This window comes from Solibacillus ferritrahens (assembly GCF_037027585.1).
Taxonomy (GTDB): Bacteria; Bacillota; Bacilli; order Bacillales_A; family Planococcaceae; genus Solibacillus; species Solibacillus ferritrahens.
On the sequence record NZ_JAXCLE010000021.1, the window covers coordinates 22288 to 40555 of the forward strand.

Here is an 18268-nt window from a genome sequence, read left to right on the forward strand (position 1 = left end):
CTCCCTCTATGTTAAAATTGGATAACTGCCTCGCCCGTTCCAACAACTTCACTGATGTCTTTTACGGCGAATAATTTCAGAACAACTTCCGTCTTCCCGTCAACTTTATTTTTTTCCTTGACGATTCCTTTACACACAATTTCATCTTCAGGAAACGTCATTGCACCAAAGCGCATTTTAAAATCGATTACCTGGCCTTCATTATTCGCAATTTTATTCACGTATTCTCCTAAAAAACCCATAATAAGCATTCCATGTGCAATCACGCCGTTTAAACCTATTTTTTGGGCAAAGGCATCATCGGTATGCAAGGGATTAAAATCGCCAGAAGCGCCAGCATATTTTACAAGCTGAACCTTTGTTACCTTTTCTTTCTTATATTCAGGAAGGTTGAGCCCTTCCACTAATTGACTCAGATCAATCATATTAATCTATCCTTTCTTTGAGAGATATTTAATTCGTTACTAATGGTCGGTACAGAATATTTGTACGGCTCGTTACAATATGCTCTCCGTTTTCGTCGTTAATTTCTGTATCGAGCAGAATGAATTCCATCGCGCCGTTCTTTCCATCCTTTTCATATACATCCGTTACCTTCATGTGGCAATATAATGTCTCTCCTGCACGTATTGGGCGGCTATATTTAAATTGTTGCTCTCCATGTAGCATTCTTCTGTAATCGAGTCCTAAATCAAACTTGTCATTTTCATCGTCCGGCTTTACGGCAATAGGAAAAGTCAGCGGTGCTATTATCCCTTTATAAGGTGTTTTTTTCGCATACTCCTCATCCGTATAAAGCGGATTCGAATCACCAATAGCCTGTGCAAATTGTCTAATATGACGCTGCTCCACCTTAAAGGTAAAGGGGTTTCCTGTTTTACCAATTAAATGTTTTAGTTCCATGGATTTATCCTCCAATCAATTCCTTCTTAATATTCTCCTCAGCGATAACAATCATCGCATCTACAGCCTTGATACCTTTTTCGTAAACAATCAGTGGATTTATATCCAATTCCTTAATTTTATCCTTATGATCCATCATTAACTGAGAGACTCTTAATAGCACATCAACAATCGCTTCTTTATCAGCCGGCGCCTGACCTCGAGCACCGTCTAAAATGGTCTTAGCCTGCAGTTCTTCGAGTAGCGCATAGGCATCTTTTCTACTTAATGGAGCTACCTTAAAGGAAATATCCTTAAACACCTCGACAAAAATCCCACCCAGGCCTGCCATAATTACCGGACCAAATACTTCATCACATTTAGCGCCAATGATAATTTCCGTTCCTTTTGGTAGCATCTCCTGTACAGATACGCCATTTAAAATGGCAGTTGGATTATAGTTTCTTGCATTACTCATAATTTCATCGAAGGCCTGAATAACCTCATCTTCCGAAGAAATATTCAGTCGAATCGCATCTGCCTCCGTTTTGTGGGGGATGTGCTGTGAATCAATTTTCATAACAACCGGGAACCCTACTTGTTGCGCCCTTTCTATGGCTTCTTCCTGCGAATTCACCACAAAGCGCTGTGTCGTCGGAATGCCGTATCTCGCTAAAATTTCACTTGCCTCTGACTCACTTAAAGTGGCATTAGGTGTTAACAAGTCTACTACGTTCTCATGAGCAAAAACTTCTTCCATCTCATTTGGCTGATACCTATCCAAAAACTGCCCATATTCTACCAATTGTGCTAATGCACTTACTGGATTCAAAGCCCCCGATACTACCGCTATTTCATTTTCAACTAATATAGGTGTTGTTTTTGGATATGTGATGTCTCCTAATGGGAACGGGAAAAAACAAATGAATTTATCGCTATTTTTCGCGACTGTCATAAACTCTTGGAAATACTTATTGTGCTCATCCCAACTATGCGGAAACTCCGTAAGGATAATGTTATCAACTTCCGGACTATTAACGAGTACCTTAAGCGTATCTAGGAAAAACTCCGTATTTGCAAAAGATGCTGCTGCAGTTAGGTCAATCGGATTGGAAACGCTTGCATAATCCGGTAGAGATTTTCGCATTTCTGTCTTTGTTTTTTCAGAGAGTTCTACAATATTCAACCCATAGGATTCACAGCGATCTGCTTCATTTATGCCCCGGCCACCGGAACTCGTAATAATCGCTGTATTTCTGCCCTTTGGCAATCGGTTCGGATTAAACAATTTTGCAAATGCAATAACATCCTCCGAATCCTCTACACGAATAATGCCATTTTGCCTGAAGAATGCATCGTAAATTTTATCGGATCCAGCAAGTGCACCCGTATGAGAAGCGGCCGCCCTACTCCCAGCATCACTGCGTCCTGTTTTCATCAGCACAATTGGCTTTCTCTTTTCCAAAGCCTTGAGTGCAGCCAGTTTCAGTTTTTCAGGGTTTTTAGCCCCTTCGATATATCCGCTAATAACCTCGATTTCGTCATCATTGACCATATATTCGATATAATCTTCCAACGTTGTGTCCATTTCATTTCCACTGCTAATAAAATAATTAAAATTAACGCCATGCTGTGCAGCTGCCATATAAGTTAAAACACCGAACGCTCCGCTTTGCGAAACATAGCCAACCCCTCGCTTGCCAGTCATTGGTACCCATAGCACCGAGGATGAAAATGTACCGATCAAACCATTCGATGTATTGACTAAACCAACACAGTTTGGACCGAGTAATCGAATATTATTTAATTTGGCAAATTCCGCCAGCTCAAGTTGCAATTTCTTTCCTTCTTCACCAGCCTCTGAAAAACCAGAAGCAAAAATGATGGCAGCTTTTACTTTTTTCTCTGCGCATTCGATTAGCCCGTTTTTAATCTGGTCATAAGCGATACAAAAAATAACGAGATCAATAGAATTTGGTACATCTGTGAGGGATGAATAGCTCTTTAAGCCCGCAATCTGATCGGCTGTAGGATGAATCGGAAATATTTCTCCCTGGAATTTCCCATCGATCAATGCTTGAAGCTGAATGTTGCCGATTTTGTACTTATTTTCCGATGCACCTAACACTGCGACCGATTCAGGGTAAAGTAACGGCTTAATTGATTCATAACCTTTTACATTTTGAGTCATTTACATTCCTCCTAAAATGTTATTAGATGATTCATCTATGACCAAATCATACATTTTGTATTTTCCTTATACAGAAAATTCAGATTAATAAAGTAATACAGTTATTAAGTTGTCAATATACTGAAATAATTCGTTTAAAGACTAGTGTCCGTTGACATTGAAAAATTACATAATAAATTTACGTTCATTCCAATCCCGACTTCTAATCATGGTAGTCTCGACTTAGATACTATGTAAGCGCATTCATTTATTATGTAAAAGAAAATAAAAAAAGCCTCCGTATACTTAACGGAAGCCTTAGTCAAATCGTTCTAACCAATTCAATATTTTCTTTTGTATTTTAGGGGAGCCCGCTACGAGTCCTCGTTCAATTTTATTCAAATACGAGGCGGAAATTTCAATTTCTTCTGCTACACTTGTTAGCGTGAGATTTTGACTTATACGCACTTCATGGATCCGCTGTACGAGTTCCGCCTGATAACTAGTCTGCATATCATTACTTGCCGTAATCGACTTCACAGGTTTTTTTACCCTTTCAATCGATCGGTAATGTTCTTTTACTTCATGAACTGGGTCAATCATGATGGCAGTATTTAGCCAATACTTTAGCCAGCCTTTACCTTGGGCAATATTTTCATCCCAATTAACATAGTACCAATCGGCAATAATTTTATCTTCCGCTAATTTATCCAAAGCTCTTTCAAGCCTCTCTCTGGTACGTACTGGCAGCCGGTCATTCACCTCTTCACCACATGCATCCAGTAGCGTATTCACCCGGTTTAATTGCTGGTAGTCCCCTTTATATGCCTGCGTTCTCCATCTCCAACTTAAATAGCGGCATAACTTTTTCTCAAGATGGAATCGCGCTGCATGATATTGCATTGCTTTTAATGGAAGCAACGCCATTTGACGTTTCGAGGAGGTTAAATATTTCGCAAATACTTTATCTACTGTAAATGTAAAGGACTTACTACAAGTTTCCTCATTAACCTCATATTCCTCTCCCATCGCATTTTTAAATAGAAACGTTCTGCCTTGGACTTCTACTTGAATCGGCTTATTATTTTTATACATAACTGTCTTATCGATTGTCAGCCACAGACTTTGAATAACCTTTAATGAATTGATTACCTGTTCCTTCTGTTTTGCTTCAAAGCCTCCCCGCCGCCCATCTCCACCTAATTTTGCACGAAGTCCTCTCATTATTAAAATATCTCTTAATTCAATCTCGACAATGTCCTCTGTATTTTTTGCTAGCTGTAAATATAGGTGACAAAGAATATCCAGCACATCAACATCCATAAGTGACATCTGTTGTGCAATATTTGAGGCATTTTGCTGATTATTATCATATGCCGAATTAATATCTTGTCTATCGTTAATTAACGGAATTATTTGAATATTCCCGTTGGTATTTCCCTTCACAAAAGAATATTTCGGCCACATAACCTCTTTATCTATCTTAAAGTTCTGTTTGTAAATCGCTTCCCTCACCACATGATAGGCTACATTATTCAAAACATAGGCATAGTTAGAAATAAATTTCAGCTGAGGTGCTTCATTATTCTCAGCAACCGTTTTAGACTGTTCTATCACGCTTTCTATTTGTAAATAGGCTGAAATATTATTATTCAATTCATTAATAAGCCTTCGCTGCCATTCTTTCAAATAAAGATCGACAAGATTACTAAATTTCCTAATAAATGATTTATTAATACTTAAATTAAAGCGCAACAACTCAAAAAATGTGACATTCAGCTCTTCACCCGATAATTCCTTTATGCCCCTAATCCCATTAATTAGAAACATTTCTTCCAAAATTAAAGTTTTCAACTGATTCCGAATCCAAACATAAAAATTATCCCATGTTTCCTCTTTCCCTAAAAAAGTCTCATTCTGAATAATTACCTTCGTTTTTTCGATGGAATTCTCCAATAATTCATCGTTATTCAAAATCGCATTACTTTCCTGTGTATTATGAGCTACCATATAAAAATTAATAGATATCGCCATTTTTTCAATTGTTCGTTTTCGCGACTGTAGTCTGATTTTGTAAAATAACTCCTCATTTTTGGCATATTCATCCCCATCTACAATATAACTAGGAGCATTTATACTACCTTCATCCTGCTCCACGTAGACAATGGACTCATCCATAATATGCCTGTCGAAAAATAAACTATAATTCTTCTTACCAATATTATAATCACTTATAAATAGAACATAGAAATCCTTAATTTTGTGCTTTTCTTCTGCCATTATATGTTCCAAATACGCCTGTGTATTTTCACTATGAGCATAATCAAACATAAAACCCCACCTACCTCATATAAAAAAGTAGTTAATACGAGTATAATTTTAACATATTTAAGAATGTTTTGTAATATAAAAAGAGTGCAGCTGTTTATAACCCATTTATCATCGCCGCACCAATATTTTTTTAAATTTTTTGATAGATTTTCACTTCTCTTTACTATATATTTTGATAAAGGGGGTGATTAAATGTTCAATCCAAGCATCCTGCAGGAAAACAATCCATTTTATGAAATTGACGTTTTTTTCGGAGTTGAAGAGTATCCATCGTTTGTATCGATTATTTTGGACAAGGAAAAATGTTCGGTAACTATTTCATTAAACGAACCTGAAAATGAATTCGCGGAGATAACATTGGAGGATAACGTAGAAATAATACGAGTAACATTCGAAAGTTTATACGCTGCAACCGAATACTATAATAATATGAGAAATCCTATGAATATTAATAACATTGTAAAAAATTACAAAAGCAAGGAGCAATAATCGCATCATGAACTTACATACGTAAAGCCATCCACATATAAGATGTGGATGGCTATTTTTATTGGTCAGCAGATTTTGCTAAGCTTTTACTGTGAAAATGTCGCAGCATTTACAAATGGCTTTGTGGTGTAGTTTGAATTGTAGATTTCTTGATCATTTACTACCGCGCTTTTTTATCCCGTTCGGCAAATAATAAGAAAGATTATTTGTAATCATTCTGCCAACCCGGAAACCGTTCACTGCAGGCTTTCCAAAAGCCCCTTTGCACAGGGTCCAGTCCATTATAAAAGTTAATACGCAGTGATTTTGCCTGCGTAAAGTCAGCATGATTCATCACTTGAAAATGGATATGGGGCTCAGAGGAATAACCTGAGTTCCCACAAAATCCTAGTAGTTGTCCAGTTTTTACACTATCGCCTACATTTACACAAATCGAATCCTTTTTAAAGTGAGCAATCATGCTATATTCGTTATTTTCGTGCACAATGATGCAATAGTTACCTAGAATATTGGTTTCATCCTTTTCCCCTGGTACATTATCTATTATTGAATCCATTACTTTTAATACAGTGCCATCAGCAGGTGCTACTACTTCAGCTCCAAATGCAAAGTAATTTTCATTTTTTAATGGGGCATCTTTGTATGTTTGGTGATTAACCATTTTTACTAAGTTATATGCATATCGTTGTTGTTCAAATGGGTAATGGTAGTTTACAAATTCATTCGTGCCTCCCCAAATAACAAACCATTCATCTGTAATCGGCATCATGTATTTATTTTTTGTCCTTATTTGATTACTCATTGGACATGTTTCAAACGGTTTTAAGTATAGCCCCTGAATGACATCTTTATCATCAAAGGCTAAAATCACCGCCTTTGTTTGTGCGTCATCTACCCATATATACCGGTACAAGCCACAAATAATATTGGACGCGATACACGTATATTGACTCACACCATTATTAAACTTACTAGACAGTTCTAAGAATTGTTCAAAGGATACAAGTTCCTGAAATGAAATGGAAGTATTTTCATAGATTATTTTAAAATTCCTTTGTAAAAAAAATTCACCAAATCTTTCCTTTAGTTGGTAATTCATATACAAAAAAACACCCCCAAAAATTAATCTGAATTATAAGAATATTTTAACAAATAAAGTCACTCTTGTCATGGTATTTAAGAATTCACAAAGATAAAAAAAGCTTAAAAATAGTGAAATCTGTCTATTGATTATTTTAATATAGGGATTAAAAATTCGCCAAACTTTGTTAATCATTTGATATAAGCACTTTTCACTATTTTAAATAGTCAAATAAAAAAAAATACCCAACAGGGAAGACTTTTGTCAGGTCCATCTGATTGAGTACCTTTTTAAGCTTTTTGTTAGTACATAATTATCCAACTGATAAAAAGTACAACAATCAGCATTATTTTGTACTTTTCTACTCTTAAAATATTCAAATTGGGAACTTGCCGTTTCATCGGTAACCAGACACTGAAACCGTAACCAACTGCAAATAGTATTAACAGCGGCTTATACAACGGCCCAATCGTATTATGATACCAAAAAAGCAATCCTAAAATAGTTAAATTGATTGTAATGGAAACTCCTAGGCCGCGTACTTTTGTGGGCCGAACAAGCTGACGTCGATTGTAATAAACTGCAGTAAAAGCATTCATGAGCAGCACTGCTACAGCGATCCATATGACTGGAAACTGTACTTTATAATGCGCATCAAACAAATCCGAATAAATCGCCGTTGGATACTGTTCATATCCAGGATAGTAAAGATTATTATCAATATCATATAAATAATTCCACGACAACTCATATTGACGTTGCTCCCCGTTTTTAAATAAGACAACAATATCATATTGCTGATCATACTTTTCAGGAGCCGAAATTGTCGGGAGATCCGATAAATTCTCAAATAAAGTCACAATACTAGGAGTTGTTATATTTTCTACACCCATATAATTTGTTGATAATTTCCCCCTAAACCCCGTTTCTCCAAGGTGTTTATACGAGGTGATTTTAGCAATTTCACCTGAGGCTGCCTGATTTATTTGATTACTGGATGTATAAAATAAAAATAGGGCGATGAAACAAATAGCGGCGACGACGCCCAATTCTCGGAGAGGTTTCAATGAAATAGGCTCTTTTACTGGTTGATCTTTTATTTTGTTTAATATCGTTTGTTTTAATCGTTCATTTTCGGGAATTTTGTTTAACTCTATTAATCGTTCATCAAGCTTCATCGATTTCCCCCCCTAAAAGCTGTTGCAATGCCTTCATTGCACTTCGCTGTGTATTGGCTATTTTCATAGCCGGTAAACCCATAATGTCACATGTTTCCTGAATCGAGAGCTCTTCAATTTTGCGGTAAATGATGACTTCACGCTGCATGGGCTTTAATTGTTGAAGTGCTTCATATAATTGCTTCCGCGATTCCTCCAGCATTAGCCATTCATGTGGCACATAAATGAATTCCTGCTGTTCCGGAGCACTTTTAAATGGCAGCCATTGAATTAATGCCTTTTTCCGGTAATAGTCATAAACAAGATTTCGGGCGACTTGCCTTATATAGGTTTGGAAATTAGCAACGTTTTCTGTATTAGATTTATAAATCCGTAAAAAAGTATCCTGCGTCAAATCTTCGGCAAGTTGCGCATTTGATACCATATACCGTATGTATTGATATGTTTTATGAAAATGTAGCTCATACAACTCATCAAAGTCCATCCCTTTCACCTCTCTTATTTATATAGACGAACGAAACGAAAAAATTTGTAAGTAATTATAAAAAATTTATAAATTACAATAAAGGCTTTTATTAATCATTGTAGAATAAGTGAAGAATGGTCCAAAATGAATGACTGGAGTTGATCTAAATGGTAAATAAAATCAAGGATCTATTTACACCGAGACTACTCAGCTGTACAAACTGCGCAGGTAAAATTGAAGAGGGTGACCGTTTTATCGCTCATATTACAATGCCTGCAGAAAAGAAAATGCTTGTCTCAAGAATGGATCAAGCCATTGCCAGAACGGCAAATCGTGTAATCTGTGAAAAATGTCAGTAACACTAAAAACTCGCAAAAAAGCGTATTCGACGACCAAATCGAATGCGCTTTTTTATATATTATGTTTAACCCTTCTAGGAGCATGACATTGGAAACTATCATTTTATTTTACTTGTTTTGATAATCTTCCAAATCAGTACGACGAACAGCACAATCAGAATCACAAAGAACGGCCAGCCAATTACAGCGTCATCACCTAATGCAATAGCAACTGTCCGGTATACTATGTAGGCAAATAATATATTAATTATATTTCGCATATAATTTAATGTTTGGCGACTGTTTTGATAGAAGGCTTTACGATTAGATTCGTTCAGTCTTTCAGGGTAATTATGTGATTGGGGAAATTTTTCAAATACCATTAAAAAGAAATGCATCGCAATAGCAATACCCGGTAAAATTAAAAGTTCCATTTTAGAGCCCCAACGATCAACATTCCCGCTGCCGTCAAAATGGGCCGGAACTTCATTTGGCATGTCTCGCCAGTTCATCACTAATATTGTTAACATAACGGCCAATGCCACATAGCCAATAATATCCATCACCCATTCCGATCTCTTTTTTGGTATGTCGATTTTAGGTTGCTTTAGATTACTCATATTCTTTCACCTCATTCATTTATTCTCCGATGCTTTTTATAACCGTAATATGGCTGTATCCGTTATACTTAAACTTACTAATCCTATTGATAGGAGAAAAACAACACATGCTACTTGATATCATTCAATTTTTACGGGAAATCGACCAGGTCATTTTTTATTACATAAAAGAGCTCGGCTTATATATTTATTTACTATTATTTGCGGTCGTTTTCTCAAAAACTGCCTTTGTCATATTAACGTTCCTGCCGGGAGACAGTACGGTTTTTACGAGCGGTACATTAGCTGCGATTGGCAAACTTGATTTAATTACATTACTCATTATATTTATTGTCGCAACAACACTTGCTGATAGCAATAACTATTTAATTGGTAAAATCGTTCGAAAAATTCCGGAAAGACGTAACCTATTTATGCGTTTTATTTCCGAAGAAACGACTGATAAAGCGTTAAATTTTTTAAAGGAATATGATCGTGTTGCCATTACCTTTTCCCGCTTCGTTCCATTAATGCGTACGATGACGCCTTTTATATGCGGTTATTCAGGGTTATCCTACGCGACATTTTTACGCTACAACTTTATTGGCGCAACGCTTTGGACTGTTGTCTGGCTTGGTGGCGGATATTTACTCGGAAATATTCCTTGGGTAGAGGATAATATTGTATTAACGTTAGCTATTATTTCGGTTATTGTTTTTGGTTTTACAGGATACGCCTACTTAAAACAATTTAAAAAGAAAAAGAAAATTGCCTTAAAATGAGAAAAGGAGCTACTATCATTATGATTAATGATACGCTCCTTTTTTTAGTAGAACACGTATACTAAATTATACGTTTGTTTGTTCTTCTTCTTGCATTTTGTGCAAATACTCAATGATTTCGCGCATGCCCTCAAGTGAGTGAACGAGAATTCCAGGATCAATACAGGAAATCATGCGGTTCTCCAAATTCGCAACAGCTGTAAAATATTTCGTCTTATTATAATTGACAAGTCCCAGTTGCGTTAAAACGCCCTCTTCAAAATCAATAATTTCCTTCGCATCTACTACTAATAGACCGTAGTTGATCATCTCCGTTTTTAATACGATCACTTTTAAGTTTTTCGTATCTGTTGGACGGTTATATAAGATAGACTGAAAATCAATAACCGGCGTAAGCTCCCCACGAATCCGTGAGAAACCTAATAAATATTTCGGTAAGTGCGGTATAGGTGTTACGCGCTCCAATTTTTCAATAGAGACCACTTGATCTACTGGTACGGCATACTCTTCTGTTCCACATAAAAATACGACTGCTTTTTCAAATCCCATAAATACCCACCTCTTATTTCAACGTTTCGATAATAATCGCTTCTAATAAATCAGCCAGCTTTTCCAGTTCTTCTACCGGCATTCTTTCGTTCGTTGTATGAATTTCCTCATAGCCTACCGATAAGTTTACTGTTGGAATCCCAAAGCCTGCAATGACATTTGCATCACTACCGCCACCTGAAATACCTAACTGTGGTGTGCGATCAACTGCCTCTACTGCAGCCTTTGCAATTTTAACCACTTGATCATCTTCTGTTACATGGAAGCCAGGATACATTAATTTTACTTCGACTTCTGCACGTGCACCGTTTTCTTTAGCGACATGCTCGAATGTCTCTTTCATATGTGCTGTTTGTGCATTTAATTTTTCTTCATCGATTGAACGTGCTTCAGCTAAAATATTTACTTCATCACAAACGATATTCGTCGCCTGTCCGCCTTCAAAGCGACCGATATTTGCAGTCGTTTCTTCATCCAAACGACCAAGGTTCATTTGAGCAACAGCTTTTGCAGCAACAGTAATCGCGGAAATACCTTTTTCCGGTGCAACACCCGCATGCGCCTTTTTACCGATTATTTTAGCAAAAACTTTCGCCTGGAAAGGAGCTGCTACTACGATGCCGCCTACTTTTCCGTCACTGTCTACCGCAAAGCCGTACTTCGCGATAATTTTCGAAGGATCCAGTTCCTTTGCACCGACCAAACCGCTTTCTTCACCAGCAGTAATAATGAATTGAATCGTACCATGTGCGATATTCTTTTCTTTTAAACGACGTGCCATTTCAAATAATGCGGCCATACCTGCTTTATCGTCCGCGCCCAAAATAGTAGTGCCGTCCGAATAAATATAGCCGTCTTCACGAATTTCAGGCTTAATCCCTTTCCCTGGCACAACTGTGTCCATATGTACTGTGAAATAAATTGGTTCGATGGATTCGTCGCCTTTTAATGTAGCGATAATATTGCCTGCGCCATGACCATTGCGTGTATGGGCATCATCCTGGTATACTTCAAAACCCATTTGTTCCAATTTTTCAACTAATACAGGTGCAATGATTTCTTCGTGCTTTGTTTCAGAATCAATTTGCACTAATTGTAAAAACTCTTCTACTAAACGATTCATATTCCATAACTCCTTTTAACTAAACAAGTTTACGCTTTATTTTACGCCTCTATTTTTGAAAAAACAATGAAAGATCATCGGCATTCAGTATTGCTTGTTTTTGTTTTATAAGCTCTGTTTCTTTTCTTGTAGCAATATTGAACTTTTGCTCCAACTCAGTAATTGTATTTGCAACATCATCCTGCACACGTGAAATTTGGTTCATGGACGTCGTAATTTTCGAGTGGATTGACCAATCAGTGAAAATATTATCGAAAAAGTAATCAGTGAACATGACAAAGCCGTCTGTATCAATAATAAGGGCATCCTGGCGAATTTCCTTCACATCTAGCAACTCATTTTGGAAGCGTTGTAATGCAATTTGTGCACCATGTAAATAATTATTGGATTCTTTTAATTTATCGTGCTTCATCATAGTAGCCATGAATCCACCGCCTAAAAACGTATCCCATGTTGAATAGGATTTGGCATCATTTAGCGCATATCCGGCATCTGTCAGTTTATTTAACGCATGATTCCCCGCGTCGATTGCTTCTTTTATTTCTTTCACTAGCTGCCTACATAAAAGCTCCTGGTCGGTAATACTCGTAAGCTCCGCTGCGATATGGGCTGCATGTTGCTGTAGCCACTGCTGCTTTTGATCATTAATTTGCTTTAATTGCTGTCCCACATAGGATTCATTGATAGCATTTAATTTATGAATCAAGTCAACATGATCGTCCTGCAAATCTTCATATGATAATTGAGCTTCCGTAAGCTTTAATTCATTGACAGCTACACGGTCTAGATTTTGCTCAATCAACTCATCCTTTTTCCCTGACCATCCACGGAATAAGTTGATAAATGAAAAGTTATCCAGCTTATTTAATTGTTGTCGGGCATTTTGTAGGTCCAACTGATGACGATCTATCTCTCGCTTCGCATGGGAAAGGAGTTTTTCCACATTTTCAATTTTTTTATGTAGCTTCTTCGCTTCAAGCAACTGTAATTGATACTCCTCAGAAAGTTGATGCAATTGCTGCCATTCCATACTTACCGCCTCCTATAATGTAATCGTACCTTCTAGTCCTCATCCTCTTCAAAAAGCTCTTTCAGCATCTTCTCCCGGTGCTTCAAAAAATAGGAGGTAATTTGATAATGCTCAGTTTGTTCATATTCGACCTGTTCAATGCCATGTTCGTCAAATTGGTATATAACTGCATTCGGAAACCCTAGTAAAATCGGAGAATGAGTCGCAATAATAAACTGTACATTCCCCTCTTTTACTAAGTCATTTAATAATGTTAAAAAAGCCAACTGTCGAGCTGGTGACAACGCGGCTTCCGGCTCATCCAGTAAATAAATGGCCTGTTCTGTAAAACGATGCTGAAAAAGTGAAAAGAACGATTCCCCGTGAGATTGATGATGGAGCGATTTCCCCCCATATGCTTTGTAGCCGTTCATATCGGTTTCATCTAAGTGGGAAGCAAACTGATAAAATGTTTCGGCACGCAGGAAAAAGCCGTTTGTCACTTTTGGCCACCATGAAAGTTTCACAAATTCTCCAAGCGCAGATTCAGCTTCATGCACCTCATACGCCTTATAATTTTGTGTACTTCCCCCTGCTGGATTGAAGCCAATTTGATCTGCAATCGCTTCGAGTAATGTCGATTTCCCCGCACCATTTTCGCCGACAAAAAAAGTAACAGGTACATCGACATCCAACTCATTCATATGACGTATAAATGGAATTGAAAAAGGATACTCACTATAATCAGGGATTTGATCTTTTTTTAATTTGATCGTTTTTAAAAACATAGGTCTACTCCTTCGAACATTGCTGTAAATTTCACTTCGTTAACTTTCTGACGACAAATACACTTCCTCAAACGGCTGAATAATTACAAAACCTTCTCCTGAAAACGCCATTTGAATCGATTCACTGCTCCCTCTGCCAATAAGCGTACGAAACGTGATATCTGTTACAAATTCCGGCTTTAAGTTACCAGACCAGGCTACTGTGGCGTTCGGATCGGTATAAACCGTCTCACCAGGCTTTACGATCAATGTTAATGGTTCAAAATGGGTAGTAATCGCTACTTTCCCTTTACCTTTTAACGTCACATTAAACAATCCGCCTGCCATCATCCCGGCCATTTTACGCATTAAATGAATATCCCATTGAATAGTAGGCTCAAAAGCTAGCAAGTCATTGCCATTGACACATAAACTTTCATTTTGTAAATCAAAGATTGTCACCTTTTTACCTTGGTCCGCTAAATAGAGGCGCCCCTTACCTTTTGCCTTCATCAGCTGTGTACCCTCACCAGTCAGCGCCTTTTTAAACATTTTTGACATACCATGCTCAAGCATCCGCTCACGTTCAAACTTGATAGAGCCCACATACGCAATCATCGCGCCCATTTTTGACCATACTTCCCCGTTCAAATTCACCTCTAGCACACGCTCTGTTTCCAGTTCAAAAAAATCATTTTCTAGCTGGTCCTGCTGTGTTTTATTCACAAAATCACGAATGGAATAGTTCCCCATCAAAAAACCTCCCTTTTTATAATCTACGGATTAAAAGTGGTATAAGTTTCGAATTTTCTGCATTTTATAATTTAATAGTATGATTTCGTTTTGTTATTACTACCACTTCATTTAAAAATCCATTACAATGAAAAAAAAGAGGTGACAACGATGGAGTATCGACGTGAAATCGGATTAGTATATTCAGTTGACGAAGCAATGGCAAAGCTCAATAATATTCGTGCACACGGCTTTTCTGAGCATGAAATCCATCTATTTGCTAAAGATATCCGTCCTCTTCATTCTTTAAAAATGTATACCGAAATTAACATACACGCTGCTGGCAATTGGGTCGATCAGATGATTAGCTTGATTACAGGTCAAAATATATATGCGGTAAGCTTACGCATTTTGCAGCTTACACAAGAGGAAGTCGCGCATTATGGCCACGGAATTGAGCAAGGGGCCATTTTTCTATTTGCTGAGCACGAGCATCCTTACGAAAAGGAACCGATAAAACAAAGAGTTCCAGTGAATATCCCGAACGTTGTGGACTAGCTCTACAAAAAACTGCCGTTATTTATAATAAAATTAAATATTAATGAACCAGCTATCAAAATACCGACAACTATATTCAACAAAATAACTAGTCGTTTCGGGAAAGGTATTTTTAGTAACGATGCAATGGTCCAGTGAATAACACTGTAAACAAATTGCACAAGTAAACTGCCCAATGTATAGAAGGCAATATAAAACAGACGTCCACTATTCGATATATCTCCCGGCGGTGCATCTGCTGCAATGAATAAAAGCATGCCCATAAACAGTTCTGATAAAAGGTGGCAAAAGTAGCCGATAAAGCAGATCATCGCCGAATACAATAAAAAATTTATTACCTCTTTTAATTTCAACATATCACCCCAAATCGTATGTATTTAATCATATTAAACGGAAATAATCCGCATGACCTCGAATGAGCAGTTTCCCATCATCCGGTGTAACCCAGAAATAACGGAATACCTTACCATCTTCTGCTCCACCACCAGTTGGTTCATAGTTCCATTCATCTTGGGTTTCATCTATATTCAACCGATAAAAGTATCGGTGATGAATCACGCCATCATCATTTTCCCAGAAGTCGTCAATGAGATATTGAATGTCTGTAAAATCAATCAACCCTGTCTCCTCTTCCATTTCACGCTTCACTGCATCAACAGGCAGCTCCCCATGCTTTACGGTTCCTTTAGGAATTTGAATACCCGCTTCCTTTACCGGATGCTGAAATACTAGAATTTGAGTCTTCCCATCCACCAGTCTCGTTACGTATCCGTACGACTTTTTGATAATCGGCCAATGTATGGCTTTTTCCATTAACTCAATCATGAAACTATCTTTAGCTTGTTGGTAACTGGACGTATCATTTGGAAATTTAGTTGCAAGTTCTATTTTCAATTGTCCGTATTTACGTGCTTGCTCGAGATGATTCATTAAATAATATTTAAATTGTAAATGCTTATTAATATTTTCATGACCAGCAGAATAAATATGCACATGATGGCTTCGATTTTGGTCACCCTTTGTATAATAACGACGGCCATTAATGCCGTTTTCCCCTCGAACTTTATAGCCAAGCTTGCGCATTCTTTCATCATAAAGTGATGCCAGCTCTATATTTGATAATCCAATCACAATATCAATAATTGGTTTTGCATAGCCAATAGTCGGAATAGCCGTACTTCCAATATGATAGATTTGGATTAATTGCTCCTGAAAAATATCCTTTAACCGCTGCTCTTCTGACTCATATAATCGATTCCAATCACTTGTCCATTTACTGATGATTGTTTTTTTCATTAAATAACCCCCCCCTCTTCAAAAATAGTAATTAGAGACACTGTGGCTAGAGTCACTTGGAAAAATAGACGGAGAATTTCCGCTTATTTGGAAAATTATATACTTTATTGCCTAAATAGAGGAAAGAATTCCGCTTATTGTTCCGAAAAACATAAATCTAGGGAATTTTTCACTAAATAAACGGAAAACTTCCCCTTATTTACGCCATAATCAGCGCCACCTTTAAAATAGCCGGAAAATCTCCGCTTATTTTATTGTTGGTCGGAATCCTTGTTCAGTCTTCGCACCCACTCTAAACAAAAACACCAGCCCTCTATGAAATAAAGAGCTGGTGCCATACTATTTTATACAGTCAGAATTATAGTGGAATGTTGCCGTGTTTTTTGTACGGACGGTCTTCTTGCTTCGTTGAAAGCATATCCAATGCTTGGATTAGCTTAATACGCGTTTCACGAGGATCGATAACATCGTCTACCATACCGCGAGATGCCGCAACATATGGGTTTGCGAACTTTTCTTTATATTCCTCGATTTTCGCTGCACGTGTAGCGTCTGGATCTGCAGATTTCGCAATTTCACCTGCGTGAATGATGTTCGCTGCACCAGCTGCACCCATTACAGCAATTTCAGCGTTTGGCCATGCGAATACTAAATCCGCGCCAATTGCTTTTGAGTTTAATGCTACATATGCGCCGCCGTAAGCTTTACGTAAAATAACCGTAATTTTCGGTACAGTTGCTTCTGAGTATGCATAAAGGATTTTCGCTCCGTGTCGGATAATTCCGCCGTGCTCTTGCTTAACACCCGGGAAGAAACCAGATACGTCTTCGAATGTAATAACAGGAACATTGAATGCATCACATGTACGTACGAAACGAGCTAATTTATCAGAAGAATCGATATCAAGTCCACCAGCTAAAAACTTCGGCTGGTTACAAACTAAACCAACTGATTCACCCGCGATACGTGCAAAACCAACTACGATGTTTTTCGCAAATTCTTTTTGCACTTCCATGAATGAACCTTCATCTACTACTTGCTCTACTACTTTACGAACGTCATAAGATTTCGTTTGGTCGATAGGAACGACATCAACAAGCTCTGAACGGAAGTTATCGCCTTCTGGAGCTGGCTGCTTCGGTGCTTTTTCCTTATTGTTTTGCGGTAAGTAAGATAGTAATTGCTGAATTTGTGCAATTGCTGCTTCTTCATTTTCAGCGCGGAAGTGGGCATTACCTGAAACTGCATTATGCACTTTCGATCCACCTAAACCTTCAGCAGAAATTTTCTCACCTGTAACTGTTTCAATTACTTTTGGACCTGTAATAAACATTTGAGACGTTTTATCAACCATTAAGATGAAGTCCGTGATTGCCGGTGAATAAACCGCACCGCCAGCACATGGTCCCATGATTACTGAAATTTGCGGAATAACACCTGAATAAATCGAGTTACGGTAGAAAATATGGCCGTATCCATCTAAAGAAAGAACACCTTCTTGAATACGTGCACCGCCTGAATCGTTAATGCCGATAAATGGTGTACCGTTTTTAGCAGCTAAATCCATTACTGCAGCAATTTTTTTCGCGTGCATTTCACCTAAAGCTCCACCGAATACAGTAAAATCTTGAGCGAATAAATAAATGTTCCGACCATTAATTTTACCGAAACCTGTAACAACACCATCACCAGGTCCCTCTAATTTTTCCATACCAAAATCAACAGTACGGTGTGTGATGAAAGGGTTAATCTCAACGAAAGACCCTTCATCCAGTAACATTTCAATACGTTCGCGGGCAGTCATTTTACCTTTTTCATGCTGCTTATCAATACGTGCATCACCGCCGCCAAGCTGGATTGCTTCTTTGCGGTCATATAGCTCATTAATTTTATCAAACATATCCATCGTAATTGTCAT

General features: G+C 37.6%; 20 protein-coding genes. 4 read left to right on the forward strand and 16 right to left on the reverse strand.

From position 1 onward, the window contains the following. Nucleotides 1–11: 11 nt before the first annotated feature. The 4 genes from SNE38_RS16465 to SNE38_RS16480 form a co-directional block, all read right to left on the reverse strand. Nucleotides 12–425: a MaoC/PaaZ C-terminal domain-containing protein gene (locus tag SNE38_RS16465; RefSeq protein ID WP_191703954.1), complete on the reverse strand. Its 414-nt coding sequence runs from the start codon at nucleotides 423–425 to the stop codon at nucleotides 12–14. Nucleotides 426–453: 28 nt separating this feature from the next. Continuing rightward, a complete protein-coding gene (locus tag SNE38_RS16470; protein ID WP_191703955.1) occupies nucleotides 454–903 on the reverse strand; it encodes a MaoC family dehydratase N-terminal domain-containing protein in 450 nt (149 codons plus the stop codon). Nucleotides 904–907: 4 nt separating this feature from the next. Beyond that, complete coding sequence (locus SNE38_RS16475) at nucleotides 908–3073, reverse strand: acetate--CoA ligase family protein (protein WP_336046906.1); 2166 nt, start codon at nucleotides 3071–3073, stop codon at nucleotides 908–910. Nucleotides 3074–3370: 297 nt separating this feature from the next. Further along, on the reverse strand, nucleotides 3371–5383 hold the full coding sequence (locus SNE38_RS16480; RefSeq protein WP_336046907.1) for a helix-turn-helix domain-containing protein: 2013 nt from the start codon (nucleotides 5381–5383) through the stop codon (nucleotides 3371–3373). A 192-nt stretch (nucleotides 5384–5575) separates the two neighbouring features. Between SNE38_RS16480 and SNE38_RS16485 the strand changes: the two genes are divergently transcribed. Beyond that, a complete protein-coding gene (locus SNE38_RS16485) occupies nucleotides 5576–5872 on the forward strand; it encodes a hypothetical protein (RefSeq protein WP_191703958.1) in 297 nt (98 codons plus the stop codon). 202 nt (nucleotides 5873–6074) lie between these two features. Here the strand turns inward: SNE38_RS16485 and SNE38_RS16490 are convergent, their stop codons facing one another. From SNE38_RS16490 to SNE38_RS16500, 3 genes are all read right to left on the reverse strand, one after another. Next, on the reverse strand, nucleotides 6075–6971 hold the full coding sequence (locus SNE38_RS16490; RefSeq protein ID WP_336046918.1) for a M23 family metallopeptidase: 897 nt from the start codon (nucleotides 6969–6971) through the stop codon (nucleotides 6075–6077). A gap of 284 nt (nucleotides 6972–7255) precedes the next feature. Beyond that, entirely contained in the window at nucleotides 7256–8131 is an 876-nt protein-coding gene (locus tag SNE38_RS16495; protein WP_336046908.1) for a dehydrogenase, read from the reverse strand. Then, the gene (locus tag SNE38_RS16500; protein ID WP_191703960.1) at nucleotides 8121–8615 is read right to left on the reverse strand and encodes an RNA polymerase sigma factor; all 495 of its coding nucleotides are present in this window, start codon (nucleotides 8613–8615) and stop codon (nucleotides 8121–8123) included. Before SNE38_RS16500 ends, SNE38_RS16495 begins: the two co-directional genes overlap by 11 nt. A 149-nt stretch (nucleotides 8616–8764) precedes the next feature. On the opposite strand from SNE38_RS16500, the gene SNE38_RS16505 reads away from it, so the two are divergent. Further along, on the forward strand, nucleotides 8765–8956 hold the full coding sequence (locus tag SNE38_RS16505) for a hypothetical protein (protein ID WP_191703961.1): 192 nt from the start codon (nucleotides 8765–8767) through the stop codon (nucleotides 8954–8956). A gap of 98 nt (nucleotides 8957–9054) precedes the next feature. Here the strand turns inward: SNE38_RS16505 and SNE38_RS16510 are convergent, their stop codons facing one another. Further along, entirely contained in the window at nucleotides 9055–9555 is a 501-nt protein-coding gene (locus tag SNE38_RS16510) for a DUF1648 domain-containing protein (RefSeq protein WP_336046909.1), read from the reverse strand. Nucleotides 9556–9662: 107 nt separating this feature from the next. Here SNE38_RS16510 and SNE38_RS16515 point away from each other — a divergent pair, with 107 nt between their 5' ends. Next, entirely contained in the window at nucleotides 9663–10316 is a 654-nt protein-coding gene (locus tag SNE38_RS16515; protein WP_336046910.1) for a DedA family protein, read from the forward strand. 66 nt (nucleotides 10317–10382) lie between these two features. Here SNE38_RS16515 and SNE38_RS16520 read toward each other — a convergent pair whose 3' ends face one another. From SNE38_RS16520 to SNE38_RS16540, 5 genes are read right to left on the reverse strand one after another with little or no spacing between them, the layout of a single operon-like run. Further along, complete coding sequence (locus SNE38_RS16520; protein WP_191703964.1) at nucleotides 10383–10865, reverse strand: chemotaxis protein CheW; 483 nt, start codon at nucleotides 10863–10865, stop codon at nucleotides 10383–10385. Between the two features lie 13 nt (nucleotides 10866–10878). After that, entirely contained in the window at nucleotides 10879–11988 is a 1110-nt protein-coding gene (locus tag SNE38_RS16525; protein ID WP_336046911.1) for a M20/M25/M40 family metallo-hydrolase, read from the reverse strand. A gap of 49 nt (nucleotides 11989–12037) precedes the next feature. Next, nucleotides 12038–13018 carry a hypothetical protein gene (locus SNE38_RS16530; RefSeq protein ID WP_191703966.1) on the reverse strand — a complete coding sequence of 327 codons (981 nt, stop codon included), beginning with the start codon at nucleotides 13016–13018 and terminating at the stop codon, nucleotides 12038–12040. Nucleotides 13019–13050: 32 nt separating this feature from the next. After that, the gene (locus SNE38_RS16535) at nucleotides 13051–13785 is read right to left on the reverse strand and encodes an AAA family ATPase (RefSeq protein ID WP_191703967.1); all 735 of its coding nucleotides are present in this window, start codon (nucleotides 13783–13785) and stop codon (nucleotides 13051–13053) included. Between the two features lie 39 nt (nucleotides 13786–13824). Further along, nucleotides 13825–14517 carry an AIM24 family protein gene (locus SNE38_RS16540; protein WP_191699948.1) on the reverse strand — a complete coding sequence of 231 codons (693 nt, stop codon included), beginning with the start codon at nucleotides 14515–14517 and terminating at the stop codon, nucleotides 13825–13827. 150 nt (nucleotides 14518–14667) lie between these two features. Between SNE38_RS16540 and SNE38_RS16545 the strand changes: the two genes are divergently transcribed. Beyond that, nucleotides 14668–15054 (forward strand): general stress protein, encoded by a 387-nt coding sequence (locus tag SNE38_RS16545; protein WP_336046913.1) that lies wholly within the window; start codon nucleotides 14668–14670, stop codon nucleotides 15052–15054. A gap of 2 nt (nucleotides 15055–15056) precedes the next feature. Here SNE38_RS16545 and SNE38_RS16550 read toward each other — a convergent pair whose 3' ends face one another. From SNE38_RS16550 to SNE38_RS16560, 3 genes are all read right to left on the reverse strand, one after another. Beyond that, nucleotides 15057–15365 carry a hypothetical protein gene (locus SNE38_RS16550; protein ID WP_336046914.1) on the reverse strand — a complete coding sequence of 103 codons (309 nt, stop codon included), beginning with the start codon at nucleotides 15363–15365 and terminating at the stop codon, nucleotides 15057–15059. 70 nt (nucleotides 15366–15435) lie between these two features. Then, on the reverse strand, nucleotides 15436–16350 hold the full coding sequence (locus SNE38_RS16555; RefSeq protein ID WP_336046915.1) for a GrpB family protein: 915 nt from the start codon (nucleotides 16348–16350) through the stop codon (nucleotides 15436–15438). A 358-nt stretch (nucleotides 16351–16708) separates the two neighbouring features. After that, nucleotides 16709–18256, reverse strand: a complete 1548-nt coding sequence (locus SNE38_RS16560; RefSeq protein ID WP_191704058.1) for an acyl-CoA carboxylase subunit beta — start codon at nucleotides 18254–18256, stop codon at nucleotides 16709–16711. Nucleotides 18257–18268 lie beyond the last annotated feature (12 nt).

Coding starts and splice junctions, on each gene's coding strand:
- SNE38_RS16495 (WP_336046908.1), bottom strand. CDS start 8,131: ATGAAGCTTGATGAACGATTAATAGAGTTAAACAAAATTCCCGAAAAT.
- SNE38_RS16545 (WP_336046913.1), top strand. CDS start 14,668: ATGGAGTATCGACGTGAAATCGGATTAGTATATTCAGTTGACGAAGCA.
- SNE38_RS16560 (WP_191704058.1), bottom strand. CDS start 18,256: ATGGATATGTTTGATAAAATTAATGAGCTATATGACCGCAAAGAAGCA.
- SNE38_RS16505 (WP_191703961.1), top strand. CDS start 8,765: ATGGTAAATAAAATCAAGGATCTATTTACACCGAGACTACTCAGCTGT.
- SNE38_RS16555 (WP_336046915.1), bottom strand. CDS start 16,350: ATGAAAAAAACAATCATCAGTAAATGGACAAGTGATTGGAATCGATTA.
- SNE38_RS16535 (WP_191703967.1), bottom strand. CDS start 13,785: ATGTTTTTAAAAACGATCAAATTAAAAAAAGATCAAATCCCTGATTAT.
- SNE38_RS16500 (WP_191703960.1), bottom strand. CDS start 8,615: ATGGACTTTGATGAGTTGTATGAGCTACATTTTCATAAAACATATCAA.
- SNE38_RS16540 (WP_191699948.1), bottom strand. CDS start 14,517: ATGGGGAACTATTCCATTCGTGATTTTGTGAATAAAACACAGCAGGAC.
- SNE38_RS16520 (WP_191703964.1), bottom strand. CDS start 10,865: ATGGGATTTGAAAAAGCAGTCGTATTTTTATGTGGAACAGAAGAGTAT.
- SNE38_RS16470 (WP_191703955.1), bottom strand. CDS start 903: ATGGAACTAAAACATTTAATTGGTAAAACAGGAAACCCCTTTACCTTT.
- SNE38_RS16485 (WP_191703958.1), top strand. CDS start 5,576: ATGTTCAATCCAAGCATCCTGCAGGAAAACAATCCATTTTATGAAATT.
- SNE38_RS16510 (WP_336046909.1), bottom strand. CDS start 9,555: ATGAGTAATCTAAAGCAACCTAAAATCGACATACCAAAAAAGAGATCG.
- SNE38_RS16480 (WP_336046907.1), bottom strand. CDS start 5,383: ATGTTTGATTATGCTCATAGTGAAAATACACAGGCGTATTTGGAACAT.
- SNE38_RS16525 (WP_336046911.1), bottom strand. CDS start 11,988: ATGAATCGTTTAGTAGAAGAGTTTTTACAATTAGTGCAAATTGATTCT.
- SNE38_RS16465 (WP_191703954.1), bottom strand. CDS start 425: ATGATTGATCTGAGTCAATTAGTGGAAGGGCTCAACCTTCCTGAATAT.
- SNE38_RS16475 (WP_336046906.1), bottom strand. CDS start 3,073: ATGACTCAAAATGTAAAAGGTTATGAATCAATTAAGCCGTTACTTTAC.
- SNE38_RS16515 (WP_336046910.1), top strand. CDS start 9,663: ATGCTACTTGATATCATTCAATTTTTACGGGAAATCGACCAGGTCATT.
- SNE38_RS16530 (WP_191703966.1), bottom strand. CDS start 13,018: ATGGAATGGCAGCAATTGCATCAACTTTCTGAGGAGTATCAATTACAG.
- SNE38_RS16490 (WP_336046918.1), bottom strand. CDS start 6,971: ATGAATTACCAACTAAAGGAAAGATTTGGTGAATTTTTTTTACAAAGG.
- SNE38_RS16550 (WP_336046914.1), bottom strand. CDS start 15,365: ATGATCTGCTTTATCGGCTACTTTTGCCACCTTTTATCAGAACTGTTT.